The sequence below is a fragment of the Bacillus sp. GW823-FHT06A11 genome (genome assembly GCF_058795355.1).
This window is the reverse complement of the sequence record NZ_JBXAHS010000002.1, coordinates 848,266-873,507: the sequence shown is the minus strand read 5'-3', so window position 1 is coordinate 873,507 and position 25,242 is coordinate 848,266. Positions and strand designations below refer to the sequence as shown.

Annotated in this window: 25 protein-coding genes and 1 other annotated feature; all 25 genes read right to left on the bottom strand. The window is 37.6% G+C overall.

Annotated features, from left to right (window positions below; translation table 11 throughout):
* Positions 1 to 77: 77 nt before the first annotated feature.
* A complete protein-coding gene (gene pyrE, locus AC1Q8L_RS13145; RefSeq protein ID WP_000711449.1) occupies positions 78 to 710 on the bottom strand; it encodes an orotate phosphoribosyltransferase in 633 nt (210 codons plus the stop codon).
* Positions 707 to 1,423 (bottom strand): orotidine-5'-phosphate decarboxylase, encoded by a 717-nt coding sequence (gene pyrF, locus AC1Q8L_RS13140; protein WP_000083496.1) that lies wholly within the window; start codon positions 1,421 to 1,423, stop codon positions 707 to 709. The genes pyrE and pyrF overlap by 4 nt, the downstream gene beginning before the upstream one ends.
* Positions 1,408 to 2,337 (bottom strand): dihydroorotate oxidase B catalytic subunit, encoded by a 930-nt coding sequence (pyrD, locus tag AC1Q8L_RS13135; protein ID WP_001081049.1) that lies wholly within the window; start codon positions 2,335 to 2,337, stop codon positions 1,408 to 1,410. Before pyrD ends, pyrF begins: the two co-directional genes overlap by 16 nt.
* Positions 2,334 to 3,113 (bottom strand): dihydroorotate oxidase B electron transfer subunit, encoded by a 780-nt coding sequence (pyrK, locus tag AC1Q8L_RS13130; RefSeq protein ID WP_000983359.1) that lies wholly within the window; start codon positions 3,111 to 3,113, stop codon positions 2,334 to 2,336. Before pyrK ends, pyrD begins: the two co-directional genes overlap by 4 nt.
* Positions 3,110 to 6,328 (bottom strand): carbamoyl-phosphate synthase large subunit, encoded by a 3,219-nt coding sequence (gene carB, locus AC1Q8L_RS13125; protein WP_001126128.1) that lies wholly within the window; start codon positions 6,326 to 6,328, stop codon positions 3,110 to 3,112. Before carB ends, pyrK begins: the two co-directional genes overlap by 4 nt.
* Positions 6,313 to 7,410 carry a carbamoyl phosphate synthase small subunit gene (locus AC1Q8L_RS13120; RefSeq protein WP_000828670.1) on the bottom strand — a complete coding sequence of 366 codons (1,098 nt, stop codon included), beginning with the start codon at positions 7,408 to 7,410 and terminating at the stop codon, positions 6,313 to 6,315. Before AC1Q8L_RS13120 ends, carB begins: the two co-directional genes overlap by 16 nt.
* On the bottom strand, positions 7,407 to 8,693 hold the full coding sequence (gene pyrC / locus AC1Q8L_RS13115; RefSeq protein ID WP_001108371.1) for a dihydroorotase: 1,287 nt from the start codon (positions 8,691 to 8,693) through the stop codon (positions 7,407 to 7,409). The genes AC1Q8L_RS13120 and pyrC overlap by 4 nt, the downstream gene beginning before the upstream one ends.
* Positions 8,677 to 9,591 (bottom strand): aspartate carbamoyltransferase, encoded by a 915-nt coding sequence (gene pyrB / locus AC1Q8L_RS13110; protein WP_000018860.1) that lies wholly within the window; start codon positions 9,589 to 9,591, stop codon positions 8,677 to 8,679. Before pyrB ends, pyrC begins: the two co-directional genes overlap by 17 nt.
* Positions 9,592 to 9,739: 148 nt before the next feature.
* Positions 9,740 to 11,032, bottom strand: coding sequence for a uracil permease (gene uraA / locus AC1Q8L_RS13105; protein WP_000435927.1), 1,293 nt, complete (start codon positions 11,030 to 11,032; stop codon positions 9,740 to 9,742).
* A 146-nt stretch (positions 11,033 to 11,178) separates the two neighbouring features.
* Positions 11,179 to 11,721, bottom strand: coding sequence for a bifunctional pyrimidine operon transcriptional regulator/uracil phosphoribosyltransferase (gene pyrR, locus AC1Q8L_RS13100; RefSeq protein ID WP_001156491.1), 543 nt, complete (start codon positions 11,719 to 11,721; stop codon positions 11,179 to 11,181).
* Positions 11,722 to 11,925: 204 nt separating this feature from the next.
* The gene (locus AC1Q8L_RS13095) at positions 11,926 to 12,834 is read right to left on the bottom strand and encodes an RluA family pseudouridine synthase (RefSeq protein ID WP_000005832.1); all 909 of its coding nucleotides are present in this window, start codon (positions 12,832 to 12,834) and stop codon (positions 11,926 to 11,928) included.
* Between the two features lie 4 nt (positions 12,835 to 12,838).
* Positions 12,839 to 13,297 carry a lipoprotein signal peptidase LspA gene (gene lspA / locus AC1Q8L_RS13090; RefSeq protein ID WP_000642180.1) on the bottom strand — a complete coding sequence of 153 codons (459 nt, stop codon included), beginning with the start codon at positions 13,295 to 13,297 and terminating at the stop codon, positions 12,839 to 12,841.
* Between the two features lie 124 nt (positions 13,298 to 13,421).
* Positions 13,422 to 13,751, bottom strand: a complete 330-nt coding sequence (locus AC1Q8L_RS13085) for a TraR/DksA C4-type zinc finger protein (RefSeq protein WP_001002956.1) — start codon at positions 13,749 to 13,751, stop codon at positions 13,422 to 13,424.
* A 157-nt stretch (positions 13,752 to 13,908) separates the two neighbouring features.
* The gene (gene ileS2, locus AC1Q8L_RS13080; protein WP_492339440.1) at positions 13,909 to 16,674 is read right to left on the bottom strand and encodes an isoleucine--tRNA ligase; all 2,766 of its coding nucleotides are present in this window, start codon (positions 16,672 to 16,674) and stop codon (positions 13,909 to 13,911) included.
* Between the two features lie 71 nt (positions 16,675 to 16,745).
* Positions 16,746 to 16,969, bottom strand: a binding site (T-box leader).
* A 51-nt stretch (positions 16,970 to 17,020) separates the two neighbouring features.
* Entirely contained in the window at positions 17,021 to 17,527 is a 507-nt protein-coding gene (divIVA, locus tag AC1Q8L_RS13075; RefSeq protein WP_001131611.1) for a septum site-determining protein DivIVA, read from the bottom strand.
* Positions 17,528 to 17,616: 89 nt separating this feature from the next.
* Positions 17,617 to 18,384, bottom strand: coding sequence for a YlmH family RNA-binding protein (locus AC1Q8L_RS13070; RefSeq protein WP_098311693.1), 768 nt, complete (start codon positions 18,382 to 18,384; stop codon positions 17,617 to 17,619).
* A 15-nt stretch (positions 18,385 to 18,399) separates the two neighbouring features.
* A complete protein-coding gene (locus AC1Q8L_RS13065; protein ID WP_000214324.1) occupies positions 18,400 to 18,663 on the bottom strand; it encodes a YggT family protein in 264 nt (87 codons plus the stop codon).
* A gap of 6 nt (positions 18,664 to 18,669) precedes the next feature.
* Complete coding sequence (locus tag AC1Q8L_RS13060; RefSeq protein ID WP_000119129.1) at positions 18,670 to 19,140, bottom strand: cell division protein SepF; 471 nt, start codon at positions 19,138 to 19,140, stop codon at positions 18,670 to 18,672.
* 19 nt (positions 19,141 to 19,159) lie between these two features.
* Entirely contained in the window at positions 19,160 to 19,834 is a 675-nt protein-coding gene (locus AC1Q8L_RS13055; RefSeq protein WP_000218011.1) for a YggS family pyridoxal phosphate-dependent enzyme, read from the bottom strand.
* Positions 19,831 to 20,649 carry a peptidoglycan editing factor PgeF gene (gene pgeF / locus AC1Q8L_RS13050; protein WP_001209012.1) on the bottom strand — a complete coding sequence of 273 codons (819 nt, stop codon included), beginning with the start codon at positions 20,647 to 20,649 and terminating at the stop codon, positions 19,831 to 19,833. Before pgeF ends, AC1Q8L_RS13055 begins: the two co-directional genes overlap by 4 nt.
* Positions 20,650 to 20,769: 120 nt before the next feature.
* Positions 20,770 to 21,051: a YlmC/YmxH family sporulation protein gene (locus AC1Q8L_RS13045; RefSeq protein WP_000236749.1), complete on the bottom strand. Its 282-nt coding sequence runs from the start codon at positions 21,049 to 21,051 to the stop codon at positions 20,770 to 20,772.
* 165 nt (positions 21,052 to 21,216) lie between these two features.
* On the bottom strand, positions 21,217 to 21,996 hold the full coding sequence (gene sigG, locus AC1Q8L_RS13040; RefSeq protein WP_000197755.1) for an RNA polymerase sporulation sigma factor SigG: 780 nt from the start codon (positions 21,994 to 21,996) through the stop codon (positions 21,217 to 21,219).
* A 157-nt stretch (positions 21,997 to 22,153) separates the two neighbouring features.
* Complete coding sequence (gene sigE, locus AC1Q8L_RS13035; RefSeq protein ID WP_000976948.1) at positions 22,154 to 22,873, bottom strand: RNA polymerase sporulation sigma factor SigE; 720 nt, start codon at positions 22,871 to 22,873, stop codon at positions 22,154 to 22,156.
* Positions 22,874 to 22,892: 19 nt separating this feature from the next.
* On the bottom strand, positions 22,893 to 23,810 hold the full coding sequence (spoIIGA, locus tag AC1Q8L_RS13030) for a sigma-E processing peptidase SpoIIGA (protein WP_025117948.1): 918 nt from the start codon (positions 23,808 to 23,810) through the stop codon (positions 22,893 to 22,895).
* 260 nt (positions 23,811 to 24,070) lie between these two features.
* Positions 24,071 to 25,225 carry a cell division protein FtsZ gene (ftsZ, locus tag AC1Q8L_RS13025; protein ID WP_000888984.1) on the bottom strand — a complete coding sequence of 385 codons (1,155 nt, stop codon included), beginning with the start codon at positions 25,223 to 25,225 and terminating at the stop codon, positions 24,071 to 24,073.
* Positions 25,226 to 25,242: the final 17 nt, after the last annotated feature.

Here is a 25,242-nt window from a genome sequence, read left to right as displayed (position 1 = left end):
ATTGATGGAACTTTACTTGAAGTTTTAACAATGATATAAAAAACGACCGCGTTCCCCCGCGGTCGTCTTTTTTCGTGTTACGCTGTGATCCAAGCTTCGTTAGCTGGATTTTTACGCCACTCTTGTAATTTCTTCGTTTCAGCTTGTCCAATCATACCTTTTTCTGCTGCAACTTCAGTTAATGCACTGTAATCACTTAAAGAATATGATGCTACGTTCGCTGCTTCTAACTTTTCTTTTCCTGCTTCTAGCTCGTATGTGAAGATTGATACGATCCCTAATACTTCACAGCCAGCTTCGCGAAGTGCTTCTACACATGTAATTGCACTACCGCCAGTTGAAATTAGGTCCTCTACTACTACTACTTTTTGACCTTTTTCAGCTTTTCCTTCGATTTGGTTCCCTTTACCGTGACCTTTTGCTTTACTACGTACGTAGCACATTGGTAAATCCATACGATCGCTTACCCATGCAGCGTGCGCAATACCAGCAGTTGCTGTTCCTGCAATAACTTCTACAGTTGGGAAGTGCTCTTTAATCAACTCTTCTAATCCAGCTGCAATCGCTTGACGTACTTTTGGATAAGATAAAGTTAAACGGTTATCACAATAAATTGGTGATTTCATACCTGAAGACCATGTGAATGGATCGTTCGGTTGTAAAAATACTGCTCCAATTTCTAATAAATGCGATGCGATTTCTTTTTTCATACTGTTACACCTTCCCACTGTTGTTTTACTGTTTTATACGCTTCAAGCGGATTTTCTGCTTTTGTAATACTACGTCCAACTACGATGTAGCTTGAGCCAAGTTCCCTCGCACGTTTCGGTGTTGCTACGCGCACCTGGTCATTTACATCATCGCTTGCAAGACGAATCCCCGGTGTTACTGTTACAAATTCATTTCCGCATACTTCACGTAATTTTGGAACTTCAAGTGTTGAACAAACAACGCCATCCAGTCCACTTTCTTTCGTTAGTTTTGCATAATGAGCAACCGCTTCTTCTAACGTTTTCTCAATGCCAATCTCTTTTTTCATCATAGCTTCCGAAGTGCTTGTTAGTTGTGTAACTGCAATACAAATCGGTCTCTCTTTTCCTTCTTGCTTACCTTCCTCTAATCCCTCAATCGCAGCTTTCATCATACTGCTTCCCCCTGCAGCATGAACATTTACCATATCAACATCTAGACTAGCTAGGCTACGCATAGCGCTTTTTACTGTATTCGGAATATCATGAAGTTTTAAATCTAGAAAAATCTTATGTCCTTTTTCTTTTAAGTACGTAATAATCGCAGGGCCTTCTTTGTAAAATAACTCCATACCAACTTTGACAAATAACTCTTCCCCTTCAAAGTGGCGCAAGAATTGTTCTACATCTTGTTTCCCTGGAAAATCTAATGCAACGATTAACGACTGTGACATGTTTGCTTCCAGCTCCTTCCTTGACATTCCGAAATGTGATCAAATCCTAATTCATCTAGTAATGCTGGTAACTCTTCAATAATTGTCGGACATACGAACGGATCGATAAAGTTCGCTGTACCTACTGCAACTGCGCTTGCGCCAGCATAGAAGAATTCAATTACATCTTCCGCTGTCTCAATACCACCCATTCCGATAATCGGAATGTTTACCGCTTGGCTTACTTCATGTACCATACGAATTGCTACTGGCTTAATCGCAGGACCTGATAATCCACCTGTACGGTTTGCTAAAATTGGTTTAGCTGTTTTTAAATCTAGACGCATACCAAGCAATGTATTAATCATCGTTAAACCATCTGCACCTGCATTTTCAATCGCTTTTGCAATTTCCACAATGTTTGCCACGTTCGGTGACAACTTCACGTATACAGGTACTTCAGAAACCTCTTTTACTCGCTTCGTTAAATCAGCAGCAATTTCAGGATTTGTACCAAAGGCGATACCACCTGTTTTTACGTTCGGACAAGAAATATTTAATTCTAGTGCATGGACATTAGGCGCTTTAGAAATTTCCTTCGCAACCGCTACGTAATCCTCAGCTTGTGAGCCTGCAACGTTTGCAATAATTGGAAGGTCAAATTGTTCTAACCATGGTAATTCCGAATTCATTACTTTGTCTAATCCCGGGTTTTGAAGTCCGATTGCATTTAGCATGCCGCCTGGTGTTTCAGCAACACGAGGCGTCGGATTTCCATAACGTGGTTGTTCTGTCGTCGCTTTAATCATGATTGATCCTAATACACTTAAATCGTAAAACTGTGCATATTCACGACCAAACCCAAAGCATCCAGATGCCGGTATAATTGGATTTTTTAATGATAATCCTGGTAATTCAACTTGCAATCTGTTCATAGTACAACCTCCCCGATTGGAAATACTGGTCCGTCGCTACACACCTTCTTGTAAGAATGTCCACTTGGATCTTCTTGTAAGTGGCATACACACGCGAAACAAGCTCCAATACCACAGCCCATACGTTCTTCTAATGAAATATAGGCTTTTTTCTCTTTGTAACGTCCTTCTAATGCACGAAGCATCGCTAACGGACCACATGAATAAAGAATATCAAAGTCAATTCCGTAATTATCAATTACATCTGTGACAAATCCTTTTGTACCGTGTGTACCGTCTACTGTTGCAACGTACGTATCACCAAGTTCTGCAAATTTTTCTTCATAGAAAACTACATCTTTCGTTTGAAAGCCTAAGATGTGAATAACACGTACACCTTTTGCAACGAGGCGCTGTGATAATTCATAAAGTGGTGGTACACCAATTCCCCCGCCTACTAGTAAAGCTGTTTGACCAGCTTCTGCTTCTTCTACAGGAAAACCGTGTCCTAATGGTCCTAGTACATCTACCATTTCACCTTGTTTTCTAGTTGCTAATGTTTTTGTCCCTTGTCCTTCGGCACGATATAGCATTGTAAATTCGTTCTTCTCTTGATCTACATTACAAATACTAATTGGGCGGCGCAGAAGGGGCGCAATGCCCTCTGCTACCTTAATGTGTACAAACTGCCCTGGTTCGTTCATTTGCTGTACTAAAGTTCCTTGAAGCACTAACTCGTAAATGTTTTTTGCGATTTCTTTTTGATTAACGACGATCATATTTTGCTTTTGCATCATGCATGTACCACCTCGTGACGCTTTGTTTGCGTAATTTCTTTCATTGAATGAGCTGAGAATGTCATAGATTCTAATACTCGTAAGATTGCTCTTGTTGTATCAAGTGATGTTAAGCAAGCCACACCATTTTCTACTGATTCACGGCGAATGCGGAAACCATCACGCGCTGGTTGTTTACCTTTTGTTAATGTGTTAATTACAAACTGTGCTTTTCCTTGACGGATAATATCTAGTAAGTTGTAGTCTTCAGAATCAATTTTGTTTACAACTTGTACTGGGATATTTTGCTCTTCTAATGATTGTGCTGTTCCAGCTGTTGCTAATAAGTTATAGCCGATTTCGTGGAAACGTTTTGCAATTTCCATCGCCTCTTCTTTATCTTTATCCGCTACAGTAATGATTACTGATCCGTGCGTTGGGATGTTAATTCCTGAAGCAACTAATCCTTTATATAATGCTTTTTCAAGCGTTAAGTCTTTACCCATTACTTCCCCTGTTGATTTCATTTCAGGTCCTAATGTTGTATCAACTGAACGTAGTTTCGCGAATGAGAATACCGGAGCTTTTACATATACTTCTTTCTCTTCTGGGTGATAGCCCGTTCCGTATCCTTGCTCTACTAGGTCTTGCCCTAAAATAACTTTCGTTGCAACATTCGCCATCGGTACGCCTGTAATTTTACTTAAGAACGGTACTGTACGGCTTGCACGTGGGTTTACTTCAATTACGTACACTTGATCTTTGAATACTACAAACTGGATATTTAGTAATCCAACAATGTTTAATCCTTTTCCAAGTGCAATTGTATGTTCAATGATTTGTTCTTTTAGTTTTTCAGATAAACTTTGTGGTGGATATACTCCAATTGAGTCACCAGAGTGAACTCCAGCGCGTTCAATATGTTCCATAATACCTGGAATGAATACATTCTCACCATCTGAAATTGCATCTACTTCAATTTCTTTACCAACCATGTAACGGTCGATTAATACTGGGTGATCTGCATGAACTTTAACTGCATTTTTCATGTAGTGCAGCAGTTCTTCTTGACGATATACGATTTCCATCGCACGTCCACCTAGTACGTAAGATGGTCTTACTAATACTGGATAACCAATTTCTTCTGCGATTGCTACCGCTTGTTCTACAGTCGTTGCTGTTTTACCAACTGGTTGCGGGATACCAAGTTTTGTTAAAGCAGCTTCAAATTTATCACGATCTTCTGCACGGTCTAAGTCTTCAAGTGATGTTCCTAAGATTTTCACACCGTGAGCCTCTAATTTCGCCGCTAAGTTAATTGCCGTTTGTCCACCGAACTGAACAATAACGCCTTCTGGTTTTTCTAAATCAATGATGTGCATTACATCTTCGATTGTTAATGGTTCAAAGTATAATTTGTCAGAAATACTGAAGTCTGTTGAAACTGTTTCTGGATTGTTATTAACAATGATTGCCTCATATCCAGCTTCTTTAATTGCCCATACAGAGTGAACTGTTGCATAGTCAAACTCAACCCCTTGACCGATACGGATTGGACCAGACCCTAGTACAACAACACTCTTACGATCTGTTATCACCGATTCATTCTCATCACCATATGTGCTGTAGTAGTATGGTGTTGCAGATTCAAACTCTGCCGCACAAGTATCTACCATTTTATAAACAGGAGTTATATTGCTTTCTTTACGCATATCGTAAATTTCACGCTCCGTTTTGTTCCAAGCAGCTGCAATGTAGTGATCACTGAAGCCCATTTCTTTCGCAGCTTGTAGTACTTCCATATTTCCTACATTCGCTTTTACTTCGCGTTCCATATTTACGATGTTTTCAATTTTTTGTAAGAAGAAGAAGTCCATTTCACACCATTCGTTGATTTCTTCTTTCGTTACACCTTGACGAATTGCTTCTGCTACAATAAACAGTCGCTCATCGTCTGCTTTAATAATGCGTTTTTTCATTGTTTCTTTATCAAGTTCTTTTAAGTGGTCTAATTCTAAGTGATAAATGCCAAGCTCTAAAGAACGAACCGCTTTTAATAATGATTGCTCTAAGTTACGTCCGATTGACATAACTTCACCAGTTGCCTTCATTTGTGTACCAAGTGTTCTGTTTGCTGATTCAAACTTATCAAATGGCCAGCGTGGAATTTTTGAAACAACATAGTCTAATGCTGGCTCGAAGCAAGCGTAAGTTTTTTGTGTTACTGGGTTTATGATTTCATCTAATGTTAAGCCGACTGCAATTTTCGCTGCTAATTTTGCAATTGGATATCCAGTCGCTTTAGATGCTAGTGCAGATGAACGACTTACACGTGGGTTTACTTCGATTACATAGTATTGGAAGCTATGTGGATCTAGTGCAAGCTGAACGTTACATCCACCTTCAATTCCTAATGCACGAATAATTCGTAATGAAGTGTTTCGTAACATTTGATATTCACGGTCGCTTAATGTTTGGCTTGGTGCTACTACGATAGAATCACCTGTGTGAACCCCAACTGGATCGATGTTTTCCATGTTACATACTACAATCGCGTTATCATTCGAATCACGCATTACTTCATATTCAATTTCCTTACAACCAGCAATGCTCTTTTCTAATAAACATTGTGTTACTGGACTATGTTTTAATCCACCGGATACGATTTCAATTAGTTCTTCTTCATTACTACAAATTCCGCCACCTGTTCCTCCCATTGTAAATGCTGGGCGAACAATAACTGGATAACCAATTTCTTTTACAAATTCATGTGCTTCTTCCAGCGTATGAATGATCGTACTAGATGGAATTGGTTCATTTAAATCCTGCATTAATGTACGGAATAAATCGCGATCCTCCGCTTGCTCGATAGCTGATAATTTCGTTCCTAAAATTTCAACTCCGCATTCTTCAAGTATGCCTGATTTCGCAAGTTCAACAGCCATATTTAACCCTGTTTGACCACCTAATGTTGGTAAGATTGCATCTGGACGTTCTTTACGAATAATACGGCTTACGAATTCTAATGTTAATGGTTCGATATATACTTTATCTGCTGTTGCAGTATCTGTCATAATTGTTGCTGGGTTAGAGTTAACAAGGATTACTTTGTAACCTTCTTCTCTTAGAGATTGACAAGCTTGTGTACCAGAGTAGTCAAACTCCGCTGCTTGCCCAATTACAATTGGTCCTGATCCGATTACTAAAATTGTGTTAATGTCTAGGCGTTTTGGCATAACTCTTCCCCTTCTTTCTTGAAGTTTTCAATCATTGCTAAGAAATCTTCGAATAAATCATTTGCATCTTCAGGTCCTGCTGAAGCTTCTGGATGGTATTGTACTGTAAATGCTGGGAACTTCTTATGACGAAGACCTTCTACTGTTCCATCATTTAAAGCAACATGTGTAATTTCAAGCTCTGTATTTTCAACTGACTCTTCTTCTACTGCGTAACCATGGTTTTGAGATGTAATTGCTACTTTTCCAGTTGCAAGATTTTTTACTGGATGGTTTAAACCACGGTGACCGAATTTCAACTTACTTGTATTTGCACCAGATGCTAGAGCGAACAATTGATGTCCTAGGCAAATTCCGAATAAAGGAACTTTACCGATAATGTCTTTTAACATTTCAATTGCTTCTGGTACATCTTTTGGATCCCCAGGTCCGTTACTTAACATAATTCCATCTGGGCTAAGGCGTAAAATTTCTTCTGCTGTTGTGTTGTAAGGAACTACAATTACATCACAGTCACGCTTATTTAATTCTCGTAAAATACCATGTTTCATTCCGAAGTCTACAAGTACAACTCGGTGTCCGCGTCCTGGACTTGGGTATGGATCTTTCGTCGATACGCGTTTCACGTGATCTGTAAATACTGTCGCTTTTAATTGGCTCACGATGTATTCTACATCTGCATCCATGTTACAAAGGCGTCCGCGTAATGTACCGTATTGACGAATTTTTCTCGTTAATTTTCTCGTATCAATTCCTGCTAATCCCGGGATGTTTCTTTCTTTTAAGTAATCATTTAACGAAATTTCATTACGGAAGTTTGATGGATGATCACAAATTTCGTTTACGATTAAACCATTTACAGATGGGTGAATCGATTCGAAATCGTCACGGTTAATGCCGTAGTTTCCGATTAATGGGTACGTGAATGTTACGATTTGACCGCAATATGATGGATCAGATAATGTTTCTTGATATCCAGTCATTCCTGTTGTAAATACAACCTCACCTGACTTTTCGATTTCTCCTCCGAAACCTTTTCCAATTAATACTGTTCCATCTTCTAAGATAAGTTGTCTTTTCATACTAATGCACTCTCCTTTTGCCATGCGATCTTACCACCAACGATTGTCATTACCGGCCATCCTTGGCATTTCCAACCTGCGAATGGTGTATTTTTTCCTTTTGATAAGAATGTTGTTGGATCAATCTCTTCTTCTTGTTCTAAATCAATGATTGTAATATCAGCTGTTCTACCTTCTTTCAGGCGACCTGCTTCTAAGCCAAATGTATCAGCTGGCTTTTCTGTTAAATATTGAATTAACTGTTCTAGCGTAATGACTCCTTTTTTCACAAGGTTTGTGTATAGAAGCGGGAATGCTGTTTCAAAACCAGTAATTCCGAATGGTGCTCTTTCAATTCCTTGTGCTTTCTCTTCCGCTGTATGCGGTGCATGGTCAGTTGCGATCATATCGATCGTTCCATCTAATAAACCTTCAATTAATGCTGCATGGTCTTCTTTTCCACGAAGCGGTGGGTTCATTTTAAAATTAGGATCAGCTGATGGGATATCATCTTCACATAACACTAGGTGATGTGGTGTTACTTCTGCTGTTACTTTAATTCCAGCGCGTTTCGCATCACGGATTACACGTACTGAACCTTTCGTACTTACGTGACATACGTGATAGTGACAATCTGCTGCTTCCGCAAGCAATATATCCCTTGCAATATGTACAGATTCACATACTGATGGGATACCGTTTAATCCGTGTTTCTCAGAAAACTTCCCTTCATGTACACAACCTTTATTAATAAGCGTATTCTCTTCACAGTGCGCAACTACTGCCATATCTAATTTTGCTGCACGTTTCATAGCCGCTAACATCATGCTCGCATCTTGTACGCCTACGCCGTCATCTGTGAAAGCAAATGCTCCAAGTTCTTTTAATGTTTCGAAATCTGTCATTTCAGAACCAGCTTGACGTACTGTAATTGCTCCGTATGGTAGTACGTTGACATGTGCTTTTTCTTTAATACGATTTTGCAAGTCTTCCATATGTTCTCTGCAATCTGGTACCGGACGTGTATTTGGCATTGCACAAATTGTAGTGAATCCACCTTTTGCCGCTGCTAGTGTACCTGTTTCAATTGTTTCTTTATGTTCACCACCTGGTTCACGAAGATGTACGTGTACATCTACTAATCCAGGTGCGATTAACTTTCCGTTCACATCGATTACTTCAGCATTATCTGCCGTAATATTTTCTGCTACCTTAGCGATTTTACCGTCTTGTACGAGAAGATCTGTTGCTACAATTTTTCCTTCTTCATTCATATAACGACCATTTTTAAACAAGTAATTCATGTTTCATTCCTCCTAATACATTTGGTAAGGCGCGTTTTAGTACAGCCATTCTTACGTAAACTCCATTTTCCATTTGTTTAAATATGCGTGAACGCTCACACTCAACAAGTTCACTTGCAATTTCAACATCACGGTTTACGGGAGCTGGATGCATAATAATGCTTCCTTCTTTCATACGCTTTTCTCTTTCTACTGTTAATCCGTGTTTCTCATGATATTCTTTCATAATGTCTGTTTCATAATGATCATGACGCTCATGTTGTACACGGAGTAACATCATTACATCCACTTCTGGAACAAGTTCATCTAATGGTTTGTATGTTCCAAATGTGTTGTCTTCACCTTTCCACTCTTCTGGACTTGCAAAGTAAATTGTTGCACCAAGCTTCGTTAATGCTTCTGCATTAGAACGTGCTACTCGGCTATGACGAACATCTCCTACTATTGCAATCTTCAAACCTTCAAATCTTCCAAACTCTTGTTTAATTGTAAGAAGGTCGAGTAGGCACTGCGTTGGGTGGTTTCCACATCCATCTCCAGCGTTTAAGATCGGGATATTCACCTGATCTTTTAGTTCATCGAAGTAGCGATCTTGCTCATGGCGGATGACCACTGCTTTTGTTCCGATTGATTCTAGTGTTCTTATCGTATCGTATAAAGTTTCTCCTTTTTGTACGCTAGATGCATCAGCTGAAAAGTTTAAAACATCTAGTCCTAATCTCTTCTCAGCAACTTCAAAGCTAAATCTCGTTCTCGTACTATTCTCAAAGAACAAGTTTGCAACAAAAGTTTGCTCTGTCGTTTTGCTCTCTTTTCCATTCGCAAAATCTTCTGCGTCTTTTAGGATTTCTGAAATTTCTACTTCCGATAATTCACTCATCGTTAACAAATGGCTCATCGTCATCCCTCATCTTTCTGATTTTTATGTTACCACTTTTGTATTTTTATAACAACCTTTGCATAAAAATACCCTAGTCATGTAAGACTAGGGTGCAAGGAAGAAGCCACCCTTTTCCGTCTCACAGGACTGAATTAAAAGGTTATTTTTATGAAGCAATCTGCTTAGATTGTTTTGTATGTTTTTCTTGTTTTGATTCTGGTAGTAGTAGATTTAACAGTACACCTACAATTGCTGCAAGCGCCATTCCTTCGACTTGAAATGAATCCCCTACGTGAAGTACCGCTCCACCAATACCGATTACTAGTATTACTGATGCAATCATTAAGTTTCGTTTGTCACTTAAATCTGTTTTATCATCTACCATCATGCGTAATCCGCTTGATGCGATTACACCGAATAGTAAGATTGATACCCCGCCCATAACTGGTGTTGGGATCGAATGAATCAGTGCAGAAATCTTACCGATAAATCCGAACATGATTGCGAATACTGCTGAACCGATGAATAAGTATACACTGTATGCTCTCGTAATTGCTAGCACACCGATGTTTTCACCATACGTTGTATTCGGTGGCCCACCGATTAGTGATGCAATTAATGTTGCTACTCCGTCACCGAAGATCGAACGGTGTAAACCTGGTTTTTCAATTAAATCTCTTTTAATAACATTTCCAAGTACAATTTGATGTCCGATATGTTCTGATATTGTTACTAGTGCAACTGGTACCATCAAGAGTACAATCTTCCATGAAAACTCTGGTGTATATGTTACAAATGGTACTGTGAAATCTGGTACAACAAACCATTTTGCCTCAGCTACCGGCTTTAAGTCTACTAGCCCTTGGAAGTAAGCGAAGATATATCCGCCGATAATGCCAAGTAACACTGGTATGATACTGAAAAATCCTCTTCCGAATATCGAGCAAATGATTGTAATTGCTAATGTTACTAATGCTACTGAAAAATGTGTAAAGCTGTATTTGCCATCCGCACCGTTCATCGCCATGTTAACTGCTGTATGTGCTAAAGCTAGACCGATTACCATTACTACTGGACCAACTACGATTGGTGGTAGTAGTTTCATAATCCACTCTGATCCTGATTTCTTAATTCCGAGTGAGATTAAGATGTACACAAGCCCTGCTAGCAAACCACCAAGCATTGCTGCTCCCGGCCCACCTGCCGTTTTCGCTGTTATAATCGGTGCGATAAAGGCGAATGATGATCCTAAATATGCTGGTACTTGACCTTTCGTTATAAGAAGAAACGCTAGCGTTCCTAATCCACTTGATATTAATGCTACTGATGGATTCAATCCTGTTAAAAACGGAACAAGCACTGTTGATCCAAACATCGCGAACAAATGTTGTATACTTAAAAATAACCATTTTCCCGGTTTCGGTACTTCATTAACGTCTAACACTGGCTTTTGTTCCATTGTTACATCCTCCTTCAGTTTAAATCTTTGCAATAAAAAAACTCTTTGTGCCTGTGCACAAAGAGTCCTATACTTTCGTATGCCAAATTTGACATATGAAAGCCAAGACCCTTTGGCAGCCTCACAGGACTACATTTAAAAGGGCTTTACTTATCGTATATGCTTACTCGATCTTGTTGATCTGTCTCTTGCAAATCAACTTCGATACGCTCTTCACTTGATGTTGGAATGTTCTTTCCTACATAATCAGCGCGAATTGGTAATTCACGATGACCTCTATCAACAAGAACCGCCAATTGAATTTGAGATGGTCTACCTAAATCCATAAGAGCATCCATTGCTGCTCGAACTGTTCTTCCTGTATATAATACGTCATCAACGAGGATAACTTTTTTCTTCGTAATATCTACAGGGATATCAGAACCTTTTACAAGTGGTTCTTTATTTTTGGATTGTAGTGTTAAATCATCACGATATAACGTAATGTCTAACTCTCCAACTTCCATTTCTTTTCCTTCAATTTGACCAATTCGTTCTGCCAAACGTTGTGCAATAAAAATTCCACGAGTTTTAATTCCGACAAGAACACAATTATCGACACCTTTATTTCGTTCCACGATTTCATGACTAATTCGTGTTAAAGCGCGGCGAATCATTTGGTCATCTAAAACGACAGCTTTCTCTTGCATGCTCTACACCTCCAAGCTTTTTTTCTTGCGTGAGAGTAATGGTATAAAAAAAGTCCTCTCAGCGTGTGCGAGAGGACTTTTGAAAAAAGGGTACAACATACCCTAAGTATTTCAAACCGTTACCTTCTCAACCTCACGGGGCTGTGTTAAAGGATCATTATTTAACTGTTGTCAGTATCTCAGTTTTCTTATGATTTGTCAATACTATTTTCGTAAAATATTTAATGCGTCTTCAAACACTTCTGGAATCGGTGCCTCAAACTGAATATATTCACCAGTACGAGGATGATCAAAGCCTAAAATACCCGCATGAAGTGCTTGTCCATTCATATCTAATGTTTTCTTCGGACCATACTTCGGATCTCCTGCAAGTGGATAGCCAATATATTTCATATGAACACGAATTTGGTGCGTACGTCCCGTTTCTAAGCGACATTCTACAAGTGTAAAGTCTTTAAAACGTTCTAACACTTGGAAGTGCGTAACAGCGTTCTTACCATTTTCATCAACTGTCATACTTTGACGCTCTTTCTTATCACGACCAATTGGTGCATCGATAGTTCCCTTATCATGCGGAATCACACCGTGTACAATCGCTTTGTAACGTCTCGTTACTGTTTTGGCTACAAGCTGATTTACAAGCGATTCATGTGCCATATCATTTTTAGCAACCATTAATAGTCCAGATGTATCTTTATCAATACGATGCACGATACCTGGACGCATTACACCGTTAATGCCTGATAAGTCTGTACAATGGTGCATAAGGCCGTTTACAAGTGTACCACTTGTATGCCCTGGTGCTGGATGTACAACCATGCCACGTGGCTTATTTACAACAAGCACATCTGCATCTTCATAATAAATTTCTAAATTTAAATCCTCTGGTTGAATATCTAGCGCTTCTGGCTCAGGAATCGTTACTGTAATTTCATCTTCTTCTTTTACTTTATAATTCACTTTTACTGCTTTCCCGTTCACTGTCACAACATCATCTTTAATCCATTGCTGTACTTGTGAACGTGACCATTCGTTATTTATCCCTGTAACGAATTTATCAATTCGCTCGTTTTTTTGCTCTGCTGCAACTGTTACTTGTACTACTTCACTCATTCAATTACTCCTTCGCTTTCTTGCCTTCTAATAATGTTTGAATAATAATTAATACAACACCAATACATAATGCTGAATCAGCTATATTGAATACTGGATAGTTGTACGAGAAAATATACACGTGAATGAAATCCACTACTTCTTGTCTAAATACACGATCAATAAAGTTACCAATTGCCCCGCCCAAAATTAGACCTAACGAAATACCTAGAAGCTTGTCTGTTTTCGCATACTTTTTCATATAAAATACGATAAACACTACAAAAACAACTGTAATAATGTAGAAGAACCACATTTTATTTTCTAAAATACCCCAAGCAGCGCCTCTATTTCGATGTGATGTTATGTATAATACATTGTCGATAATCGGAATACTCGTACCCAATTCCATGTTCTTTACAATTAACCACTTCGATATTTGATCGATAGCAATGACAAATAACGCTATTACATAATATATCATTTTCATTTCCCCCACAAAGACAGTGTACCTCAAAATTTTAGCATAGCTGCTACCTTTTCACAATGAACCTTTATAGAAGAATAAAATAAATTAAAAAAAGGTAATATAATATCGTTGTGCGTATTCATACATTTACCTTTTCATAGAAGAATTCATGAATCGTACGAGCAGTCGGCATTGTCTTCATTTGCTTTGTCGAAATTAATCTCCCCGTCTCTTCACAAATACCGTACATGTCTATTTCCATTTTAAATAATGCGCGTTCTACATCCTTTAAATCCTCTTTTATATCATGTAATAGCAATTTTTTCTTTATCTCTTCCTTAATTTCATATCCAAGCTCTTGGCTGAACTCGACATCATATTTGTGCATTACTTCTTTAGCTAGTCTCTCTTGCAACTCTTTTCTCATCAATTGCAATTCTTCTTTTATTTCCATGTAAATTTCATTCACGTGTACATTCCTCCTAGCTGTAATGTACAGTTAGTGTGTCCGAAATTTATTTGCTTACCTCACACACATTTTTCCTTCACAGGAAAGAGTCTGAAAAGTTTTTTTGATATGCCATCAACAAAAAAAACTGACTGCATGAATAGCAGTCAGTTTTTTATTATTTTACATAGTTTTCTTTAACAACTGTTGCACAACGCTCACATAATGTTTCATGTTCAGCATCTTTACCAATTGTTTCTGAAACTACCCAACAACGTTCACATGTTTCACCAGTTGCTTGCGCAACAACAACCGCTGTATGTTCATACTTCGGTGCATCTGCTGGCGCTTCATCCATCATACCACCAAGTTTATACTCAGAAACGATGAATAATTGCTTTAAGTCTTCGCTAATAGACTCTAACATAGCTTTCATTTCTGCAGTTGGATATAGCGTAATGCTTGCATTTAATGACTTACCGATTACTTTTTCATTACGAGCTACTTCTAGTGCTTTTAACACGTCATCACGTAATGTCATAAATACATCCCATTTTGTTTTTAACGCTTCCGCGTCATCTAATTGTACAGCTTCTGGCATATCAGTTAATTGTACACTTTCTTCTGTTACGCCTGGAATGTATGGCCATACTTCATCAGCTGTATGCGGTAAGATTGGTGTTACAAGTTTTGTTAACGCAACAAGAACATCATATAATACAGTTTGAATTGCACGACGATCTTCGTGATTTGCACCTTCAATGTATAAAATGTCTTTTGCAAAGTCTAAGTAGAATGAACTTAAATCAATTGTACAGAAGTTATGAATTGCATGATACACAGCAGCGAAGTCGTATGTCTCATATGCTTCTTTAACTTTTGTAATTAAGTCATTTAATTTCACTAACATGTAACGATCTACTTCACGAAGTTCAGCTACAGCTACTGCATTTTCACTTGGCTTAAAGTCGTCTAAGTTTCCTAATAAGAAACGGAATGTGTTACGGATTTTACGATACACTTCTGCTACTTGTTTTAAAATATCATCTGAAATACGTACGTCAGATTGATAGTCAACAGAAGATACCCATAAGCGTAAAATGTCTCCGCCTAATTGATCCATAATTTTCTTCGGTACGACGATGTTTCCAATCGACTTACTCATTTTACGTCCTTCACCATCTAATACGAAACCGTGACTTAATACGCCTTTATATGGAGCTTTACCTGTTACAGCAACTGCTGTTGATAATGAAGAGTTAAACCAACCACGATACTGGTCAGATCCTTCTAAATATAAATCAGCTGGACGCTGTAAATCTTCGCGCTCTTCTAATACCGCTTGGTGAGAAGAACCTGAATCGAACCATACATCCATGATGTCTGTTTCTTTACGGAATTCGCCATTTGGGCTACCCGGATGTGTAAATCCTTCTGGTAATAGATCTTTCGCTTCACGCTCGAACCATACGTTAGAACCGTGTTCACGGAATAAATCTGCTACATGGTTAATTGTTTCATCCGTAATAATTGGATCACCATTCTCAGCATAGAATACCGGAATTGGCACACCCCATGCACGCTGACGAGAAATACACCAGTCACCACGGTCACGAACCATATTATGAAGACGAGTTTCTCCCCATGCTGGTACCCATTTCGTTTCCGCTACAGCTTCTATTAATTCTTTACGGAATGCTTCAATAGATGCAAACCACTGTGCTGTCGCACGGAAAATAATTGGTTTTTTCGTTCTCCAATCATGTGGGTATGAATGTGTAATGAATGTTAGTTTCAGTAACGCGCCTACTTCTTCTAATTTTTCTGTAATTGGCTTGTTAGCTTTATCATAGAATAAGCCTTCAAATCCAGGTGCTTCATTTGTTAATACACCTTTATCATCGACTGGGCAAAGTACTTCTAATCCATACTTTTTACCAACAACGAAGTCATCTTCCCCGTGTCCTGGTGCTGTATGAACACAACCTGTACCTGCATCTGTTGTTACGTGATCTCCTAGCATAACTAATGAATCACGATTGTAGAATGGATGTTTTGCAACTGTGTACTCAAGTTCGCTACCTTTTACTGTTTTCACAACTTCAGCATTTTCCCACTCTAACGTTTTTGCAACTGTCTCAAACAGCTCAGAAGCAATGATAAATTTCTCATCATTTACTTTTACAATACTATATTCAAGCTCTGGGTGAACAGAAATACCTAAGTTTGCAGGTAATGTCCAAGGTGTTGTTGTCCAAATGATGTACTTTTCATCACCTTCTAATACATTCTTTCCATCTTTTACAGGGAATGCTACGTAAATAGATGCTGATTTTTTATCTTGATATTCAATTTCAGCTTCTGCTAAAGCAGATTCACTCGTTGGAGACCAGTAAACTGGTTTTTGACCTTTATAGATATAACCTTTTTTCGCCATGTCACCAAACACTTTAATTTGTTGTGCTTCATAAGCTGGCTCTAAAGTAATATATGGATTATCCCAATCTGCACGTACACCTAAACGCTTAAATTGTTCACGTTGACGTTCTACTTGTTCATATGCATACTCTGCACATAACTTACGGAACTCAGCAACTGTCATTTCTTTACGTTTTACGCCTTTATTTGTTAAAGCTTGTTCAATTGGTAAACCGTGCGTATCCCATCCTGGAACATATGGCGCACTAAAACCAGTCATTGATTTATAACGAACAATAAAGTCTTTTAATACTTTATTTAATGCATGTCCCATATGAATGTCACCATTCGCATATGGAGGTCCATCATGCAATACAAATAAAGGACGACCTTTTGTATGTTCTTGTACTTTTTCGTAAATATTCATTTCAGCCCATTTTTCTTGCATTGCAGGCTCACGTTTTGGTAAGTTCCCACGCATTGGGAACTCTGTTTTCGGCATCAGTAATGTATTTTTGTACTCCATGCTCAATTCCTCCTTACATGTATAAAAGAAATACTTAAAAAACGGAATAAAAAAGAGACTTTCTCATCCCAAAAAGGGACGAGAAAGTCTCCCGCGGTACCACCCTAGTAGATCATATACATATGTATAGAATCCTCTTTATATTCTTAACGCGAATACACGCCTACGCTTACTCTATTTATTCAGCGCGGAACTCCAGGGTGATATTCCCACTATCTCCTTATCCTGAGCTTACACCATCCTCAGTTCGCTATATAAGGTTTGAAAAGGTACTTATCCCTATCTTCGTTTTTCTTAATAAATATGTTGTTTAAAATTATATGTAATAATGAGAAAAACGTCAAGCTTACACTGTTTCTTCTTTTTTCAACAGTTCATCTACTTCGTCTTCTAACTCAATTAGTTTATCCCAATCATCGTTGTTTAACATTTCAAGCTGTGTTTCTAATAACATACGGAAACGAGTTCGGAATACTTTCGCTTGTTTCTTTAGCTCTTCAATATCAAAAGCAACTTTTCTTGATTTTACTAATGCTTCGTTAATAATACGATCAGCATTCTTTTCAGCTTCACGCACAATTAATTTCGCTTCTTTTTGCGCATTACGTTTTACTTCTTCCGCTGCTTCTTGCGCAACAACGATAGATTTGTTTAACGTATCTTCAATATTAGAGAAATGATCTAACTTCCCTTCTAACTGCGCAACTTTTTCTTCTAAAGCTTTTTTCTCACGAATGACCAATTCATAATCTTTGATAATTTGATCAAGAAACTCATTTACTTGATCTTCATCATAGCCACGGAATCCGCGACCAAATTCTTTGTTATGAATATCTAATGGTGTTAACGGCACAACGCCACCTCCAAGTAGTTATCTAAATTTCCTCTTTCAATTATATCTTTTCTTCGACAAAATAGGAGGATTTCCTTCTAAAAAACCAATCATTTTAGTATACCATACAAAATTCTCCATTTGTCGCGTTTTGTTCTACCTTCTACAGAAAATAATTTACTTCGGCCATATCCTCTAACAGAAAAAACGTCTCCTGGATAACATTCATAAGAAGTTTGCTCCACTGTTTTCCAATTGACTTTTACTAAACCATTTTTTATGAAAGGTTGTACTTTCTGTCTAGATAAATGTAACATTTCAGCTAACATAACATCTAAACGAAGTGAAGAAACCGTTCCAGATTTCTCCCCCCACGTTTCATGTATTTGTAGAATTTGTTCTCCTTGTACTGCTGATAAGGAGACTTTTACTTTTCCTATTGCTTGTAAGTTCATCTCAATGTACGATACGATTTCTTTCGCAACTACAATTTGGGCACGATTTTCTTGCAGCAAAATATCACCACATTTTTCTCTCGTTAAACCAAGAGACATAAATGTACCTAATATTTGCCTATGTTCTAGCGTATAAAACTTGGAAGGATAGTCAATTTCTAATACTTCTACTTGAAATTCTTCTTCATTTAATTCTAGATAGTCTGGATAAATGAGTGCTCTTTTACGCTCTGCATTAGGCGTTGCACCACCAAATTGCACAGCAACATCTCCTTGTCCAATTGCCATAGAAACAATTTGTTGCTGTCTTGGATCAAGGAAATCTGTTAATTTCACTTGATGGTACTCCGCTGTTCGCTTCCACTCCAGCACTTTATCTACAAAGACCTCTTCATCAGGCCTAAAATGTTCGTAAATGCTCATGTATTTAACCTCTTACTATAAGAAATAGCTGAACAAACTGAACAAACCACTTTTAGCAAGTTTTAACGCAAAAATCGCAACGAGTGGAGAAATATCAATCATACCAAGCGGCGGAATAAATCTGCGGAATGGTTCTAAATACGGTTCACAAATTCGCGCCAAGAACTCTCCAAAAGATGATTCCTTTGCACCAGGAAACCATGATAGGAGAATGTAAATAATCAGTGCCCACGAGTAAATCTCGATAGCAGAACTTAACACCATTAAAACTGTTGTCATGGCGTATTACCACCTCTTTATATTTGTTTCTTCTTCTTCACCGAATAACTCTGAAATTGCACCAACAATATCAACATTTTCAGGTGTACACATAAATGTTTTCGGTCCTATTTTTTGAATGTCCCCGCCTATAGCGTATACAGTACCACTTAAAAAGTCAACGATACGTACCGCTTGATCAGTAGACATTCTCTGCAAATTAATTACAACAGCTCGTCTACCTTTTAAGTGGTCCGCAATCCCTTGTGCTTCCGAATATGTGCGTGGTTCTAATAAAACAACTTTTGAAGATTGTTTTGCTGTTTCAATACTCACAACATTTTGCTTCGGTTGCGCTTTCGGAAACGTAACATCTTGTTGTTCTGGTGGATCTTGCTGCTTTTTCATGTCTGTTTGCTCCTTTTCATAACCATATTGAGCTGCTTCTTTTTCTTCCGGTGTATCAAAAAAGAAGTATTTTACTTTTGACCAACTCATAATAAGATTCTCCTTCCTTTTACGCTTTTCCTACTAAAATCGTTCCCAAACGAATATATGTAGCCCCTTCTTCAATTGCAATCGTGTAATCGTTGGACATTCCCATTGATAATTCTTTACATGGCGCATGTAATAACTCTAGCTCCTGCACCTTTGTTTGCAACATACGTAATTCCTTAAAACAGCGTCTGATTTCTTCCTCTTCTTCTGTAAATGGAGCCATCGTCATTAGTCCAACCACTTCAATTTTATCGAATTCTTGCAAACTTTGAATAAAAGAAACAACCTCTTCTATTGCTAATCCTTGCTTCGATTCTTCAGATGAGGTTTTCACTTGAATAAAGCATTTCACTTTCTTATCAGCACGTTTCTGAATTTCTTTCGCCAGGGAAAGACGATCTAACGAATGTAAATAATCAATTTCATTAATGATTTCTTTTACTTTTCTCGTTTGTAATGAGCCAATAAAGTGCCAATTAACTTTTGAACCGAAATGCTCATATTTCTGTAAGAAACCTTCATTTCTATTTTCACCTAAATCGATAATTCCAGTTTCAATTACTTCGTTTGTTTTTTCAATCCCTACAGTTTTTGTCACTGCAACAAGTTTAATATCTTGCAACGAACGTCCAGCTCGAACGCAAGATTCTTTAATAGCTTCGTTTACAATTACTAAATTTTCTTGTACTGTCACTTGCTTCCTTCCTCCTTAAAACCTATGAAACTCAACATTCTTCCTGTCTTACCTTGATCACGACGATGAGAGAAAAATAGTTGCTCTTCACAGCTTGTACAAAGAGATGACATTACAATATGCTCTTCTTTTATGCCTGCTTGTACACATAATATACGATTAATTTCTTTTAAATTAATTGCGTACTGCCCGTCAGAAATTTTTTGATGAGGAACAGCACCGTTAATTACTTTCTGTGCTGCTGTTAATACACGATCATCCACAACATAACAACAAGATCCAATCGACGGTCCAATTGCAACATGAATTTCATCACTTGAAATACCTTCTGCATTCCACTTTTGAATCATTTCCTTTGCAATCTCTTGTACAGTGCCTTTCCATCCAGCATGCGCAAGTCCTATCATACCATGTGATGGTGCATAAAAATAGAGCGGAACACAATCCGCGTAACAAGACGTTAACAGAACATCTTCATTACTCGTATAAATGCCATCTGTTTTTGAAATGCCGTCCTCATATGAATAAACGCCACTTCCTTTTTCCTGTTGCCCTACTTTTTCAACATGATGATCATGAACTTGTTCAGAGCAAATCCAGTTTTCTAATGGTTTTTGTAACTTATTTGCTAAAATGCGTCTGTTTTCATGAACGTTCTCCACGATATCATTCACATGTAATCCTAAATTCATCGCATGAAAGGAGCCCGTACTTATCCCACCATCTTTTGTCGTAAATCCAGCAGTAATGTTTCCAAGTTCTTTCCACGCTTGTAAATACAGTATACCGTCCACATATTTAAATGGTTCTCTCATAATAAAGCGGCTCCTTTTAATTAAAATAACAGAAAAAAGCATGGTACTTCCTGTCTATTTTACCATACTTTTATTTTTTCATAATCCTAACAGAAAAAAAAGAGGAATTTGTAATATTCTTTATGAAATTGTCGGTGTTTGTATTGATTCTGTTACAGTATTAACAGGATCTACTCTTACAAGTATGACATCCTCCCCAATTTTCACAATTTCCTTCCAAGGAATTACAATCTCAACATCTTTTCCAAAAATACCTAGCATACGTGTCTGTTTGGAAATAATAACAGAACAAACTTGCCCTGTGTTCATATCAATTTCAATATCTCCAATATTCCCAATCCTTTTTCCATCTGAAATATTTATAACATCCTTCATCTGTAACTCTGAAATTCGTATCACCATTTTTACCCTCTCCCCCTTATATGACGAATTGGAAGCTGTTTCTCATATTTACAGGAAGCCACCTATACGAAACACCATGCTAGTTTCATTATATGAACACTAATCCCCTACTATGAGCACAAACCATATTACATATAAAAAGGTCTCACCATAATTGGTGAGACCTTATCCTTGAATCGTTTTATTCATTTGTTTAATGGCTGACTTCTCTAAACGTGATACTTGCGCTTGGGAAATCCCAATTTCTTCTGCAACTTCCATCTGTGTCTTTCCTTGGAAGAAACGTTTTCTAATAATCATTTTCTCTCGATCATTTAAACGCTTCATTCCTTCTTTCAATGCTAGTTCTTCAACCCACTGCTCGTCCTTTTGTTTTTCATCACTTAACTGATCCATAACAAAGATAGGATCTCCTCCATCATTATAAATCGGTTCAAATAATGAAACTGGATCTTGAATCGCATCTAAAGCAAATACTATCTCTTCATGAGTTACTTCTAGCACTTTTGCAATATCCATTGCTGTTGGTTCTTTTGAATTTTCTGCAATTAACTTCTCTCTTACTTGCAAAGCTTTATACGCAATATCTCGCAATGAGCGCGATACGCGAATCGGATTATTATCACGCAAATATCTGCGTATTTCCCCAATAATCATCGGCACAGCATACGTTGAAAATTTTACATTTTGGCCTAAATCAAAATTATCAATTGATTTCATAAGTCCGATGCAACCAACTTGGAATAAATCGTCAACATATTCTCCTCTGTTATTAAATCTTTGGATGACGCTCAGTACAAGACGTAAGTTTCCATTCACTAATTTTTCTCTTGCGCTTATCTCTCCACTTTGCATTTCACGAAATAATTTACGCATCTCTTCATTTTTTAATACTGGAAGTTTAGCTGTATCAACACCGCAAATTTCTACTTTGTTTCTCGTCAAAGTGTTCCCTCCTATCGGGAGTTGCTGTACAGTGTAAAGTATTTCCTTTGAAGGGGATTTTATGCATATGGTTTTTTCACGATTTTTTATTTAAATTATCTTTCCTAATACAACTAAATAGAATAAGACCAGCCTACATAACGGCTGGTCTTATTCTTCACACCATTTTATTAAATTCTTTTCGTAATCTTTTTATAATTCTTTTTTCTAAACGCGAAATGTATGACTGTGAAATCCCAAGCATATCCGCCACATCTTTTTGCGTCTTTTCCTCTCCTCCAGCAAGCCCAAACCGAAGTTCCATAATTTGTTTTTCACGATCATTTAATTGGTGTAATGCTTTCATTAAAAGGTGACGATCTACAGTAGCTTCTAAATCTTTGGTAATAATATCATCATCTGTACCTAACACGTCAGACAACAATAGTTCATTCCCATCCCAATCAATGTTTAGGGGTTCATCAAAAGAAACTTCCGAACGATTTTTGTTATTCCGACGTAAATGCATTAAAATTTCATTTTCTATACAACGCGATGCATATGTTGCTAATTTTATTTTCTTTTCTGGATTAAATGTATTTACCGCTTTAATAAGGCCGATTGTTCCTATACTAATTAAATCTTCAATATTTATCCCTGTATTTTCAAACTTTCTTGCTATATATACAACGAGCCTTAAGTTGCGTTCAATAAGTAATGACCTTGCTGCCTGATCTCCTTTTGGTAATTTATTCAAAAGAACTTCCTCTTCTTCTTTCGTTAACGGTGGTGGCAACGCTTCACTTCCACCAATATAATAAATTTCATCGGTCTTAATTCCTAATTTCAGCAATACTTTATACCAAAGGTATACTAAATAAAATTTTAATTTCATCATATTATCCCGCCTCTCATTATTAAGCGATCACCATTTTTTGTGAAATCAACATTTTTGGATGCACAATACATTGATACTCTCCATTAGTAGACAGTTGTTGTGTATTTAATCCAATTAATACTTTGTTTACAACAATAGAACTACCTTCATGATCAACTTGCACACTGTCAGGCTTAATTGCCCACAAAAATTGACTTTCTACTCCTACTGCACGGAAAGGAATTAAACGTAATTTTGTCGCCCAACCAGAATCATTTTCTGGTATTTGAGGAATTTCTGTTTTGGAATAAATTTGTTCTGTTAACCAAGATGGTAAGCAATGTTCTAATGATGAAACATGCATAATCATAACGGGTGTTTTTGTTAATGGGTCGTAAAGTTGGTTCCCATTGTCAATAAGACCTGCCAGTTCTAGTTCTTCTTCGGCTAATTGAATTTTTACTTTCACAATTTGGTCATAGTGTATTTTCGTGACCTCTACGCTTTCAATACGCTTTTTAGAAAAATAATAAATTACCGGAAAACCAAAAATAACAAATAACCAACTAATTGGATCGCCGTAAGAAATTGACTGAGATTGAACCAATCCATTTACCATTTCATTCGTTTGCAAAAAGAAATGAGTTCCAATTAATCCTCCGCCAACCATAAAGGTTACAAAGTAAAAAGTAAAAACAGTTTGTGCATAATTTCTAAATGTTGTAAACCCAAATGCTGTATACACAATAAGTAACGAGTACAGTAGTTTCATAATTGGATGTGTCATCATAGAAGCAAAAGGAGTAAAGGCAAAAATAACAATAGTTGAACCTATAAATGCCCCTAACACAAGCCTCCATCTCTTGATCTTCTTTTTTAACACGGTAGCTGTTAATAAAAGCAAAAGAAAATCAATGCAGGCGTTTAACAACCAAACAACGTCGGCGTAAACAACCAAACAATTCACCTCTTTTTTCAAGTTGAGACTAGTATAATGCATATCCAATAGGAAAGTGTGTCAATTTGCGGAGGTGTTTTTTTGTTATTTTGTGATTTCTAGACATAATCTGTCGGTAAAAAATAAAAGTACAAATTCATAGAATGATATACTCTTATTTTCACCAACAAAATATATTGAAATATACGAAATAAAAAAAGACCTGCTTAGCAGGTCTTTTCCATTTAAAAAACAAAAAAGGAGCATGAAGGCTCCTTTTTTTATCGTCTACGACGGTTACGTAAAAATGCTGGAATATCGATATCATCTGAATCTGAATGACGCTCATGTACAACTGGCTCTTCACGCTTCATTTCACGTTTTACTTCACGTTGTTTTGAAGGTTGAGCTACTGGTTGTTGCTGTTGTTGCGTGTGGTTCGCATTCGGACGAATAATTGGTTTTGGTGGTTGAGTTGCAATGCTATCATCAAAACCAGTTGCAATTACAGTTACAACGATATCATCTTTTAATCCTTCGTTAATAACAGAACCGAAGATCATATTTACTTCTGGATCTGAAGCTGAAGCTACGATATCTGCCGCTTCTTGTACTTCATATAAGCTTAAGTTAGCGCCACCCGTAATGTTCATGATAACACCTTGAGCTCCATCAATAGATGTTTCTAGTAATGGACTAGAAATCGCTTTTTTCGCAGCTTCTGCAGCACGATTTTCCCCGTTACCAGAACCAATACCCATTAAAGCAGAACCTCTATTAGACATAATTGTCTTTACGTCTGCAAAGTCTAAGTTAATTAAACCTGGTGTTGCAATTAAATCCGAAATACCTTGAACACCTTGACGTAATACGTTATCAGCTTCACGGAATGCTTCTAACATTGGCGTATTTTTATCAACAATCTCTAATAAGCGATCATTTGGAATTACAATAAGAGTATCTACATTTTCTTTAAATGCTGCAATACCAGATGCTGCTTGCGTCGCACGCTTACGTCCTTCAAAAGTAAATGGACGTGTTACAACACCAACTGTTAAAGCACCTAATTCTTTTGCAACTTGAGCAACAACTGGAGCTGCACCAGTTCCAGTTCCACCGCCCATACCGGCAGTTACGAAGACCATATCCGCACCACGAAGTGCTTCTTGGATCTGTTCTTTACTTTCTTCTGCAGCTTTTTTCCCTACTTCAGGGTTTGCGCCTGCACCAAGTCCACGCGTTAATTTTCCACCAATTTGCATTTTCGTTTCAGCTTTTGATAGATTTAATGCTTGTGCATCAGTGTTCACAGCGATAAAGTCTACACCTTGTACACCGTGTTCAATCATACGGTTTACAGCATTGTTTCCGCCACCGCCGACACCGATAACTTTTATATTCGCTAATTGATCTTGAGTAGTATCAAACTCTAACATGTCGAAATCCCCCTAGA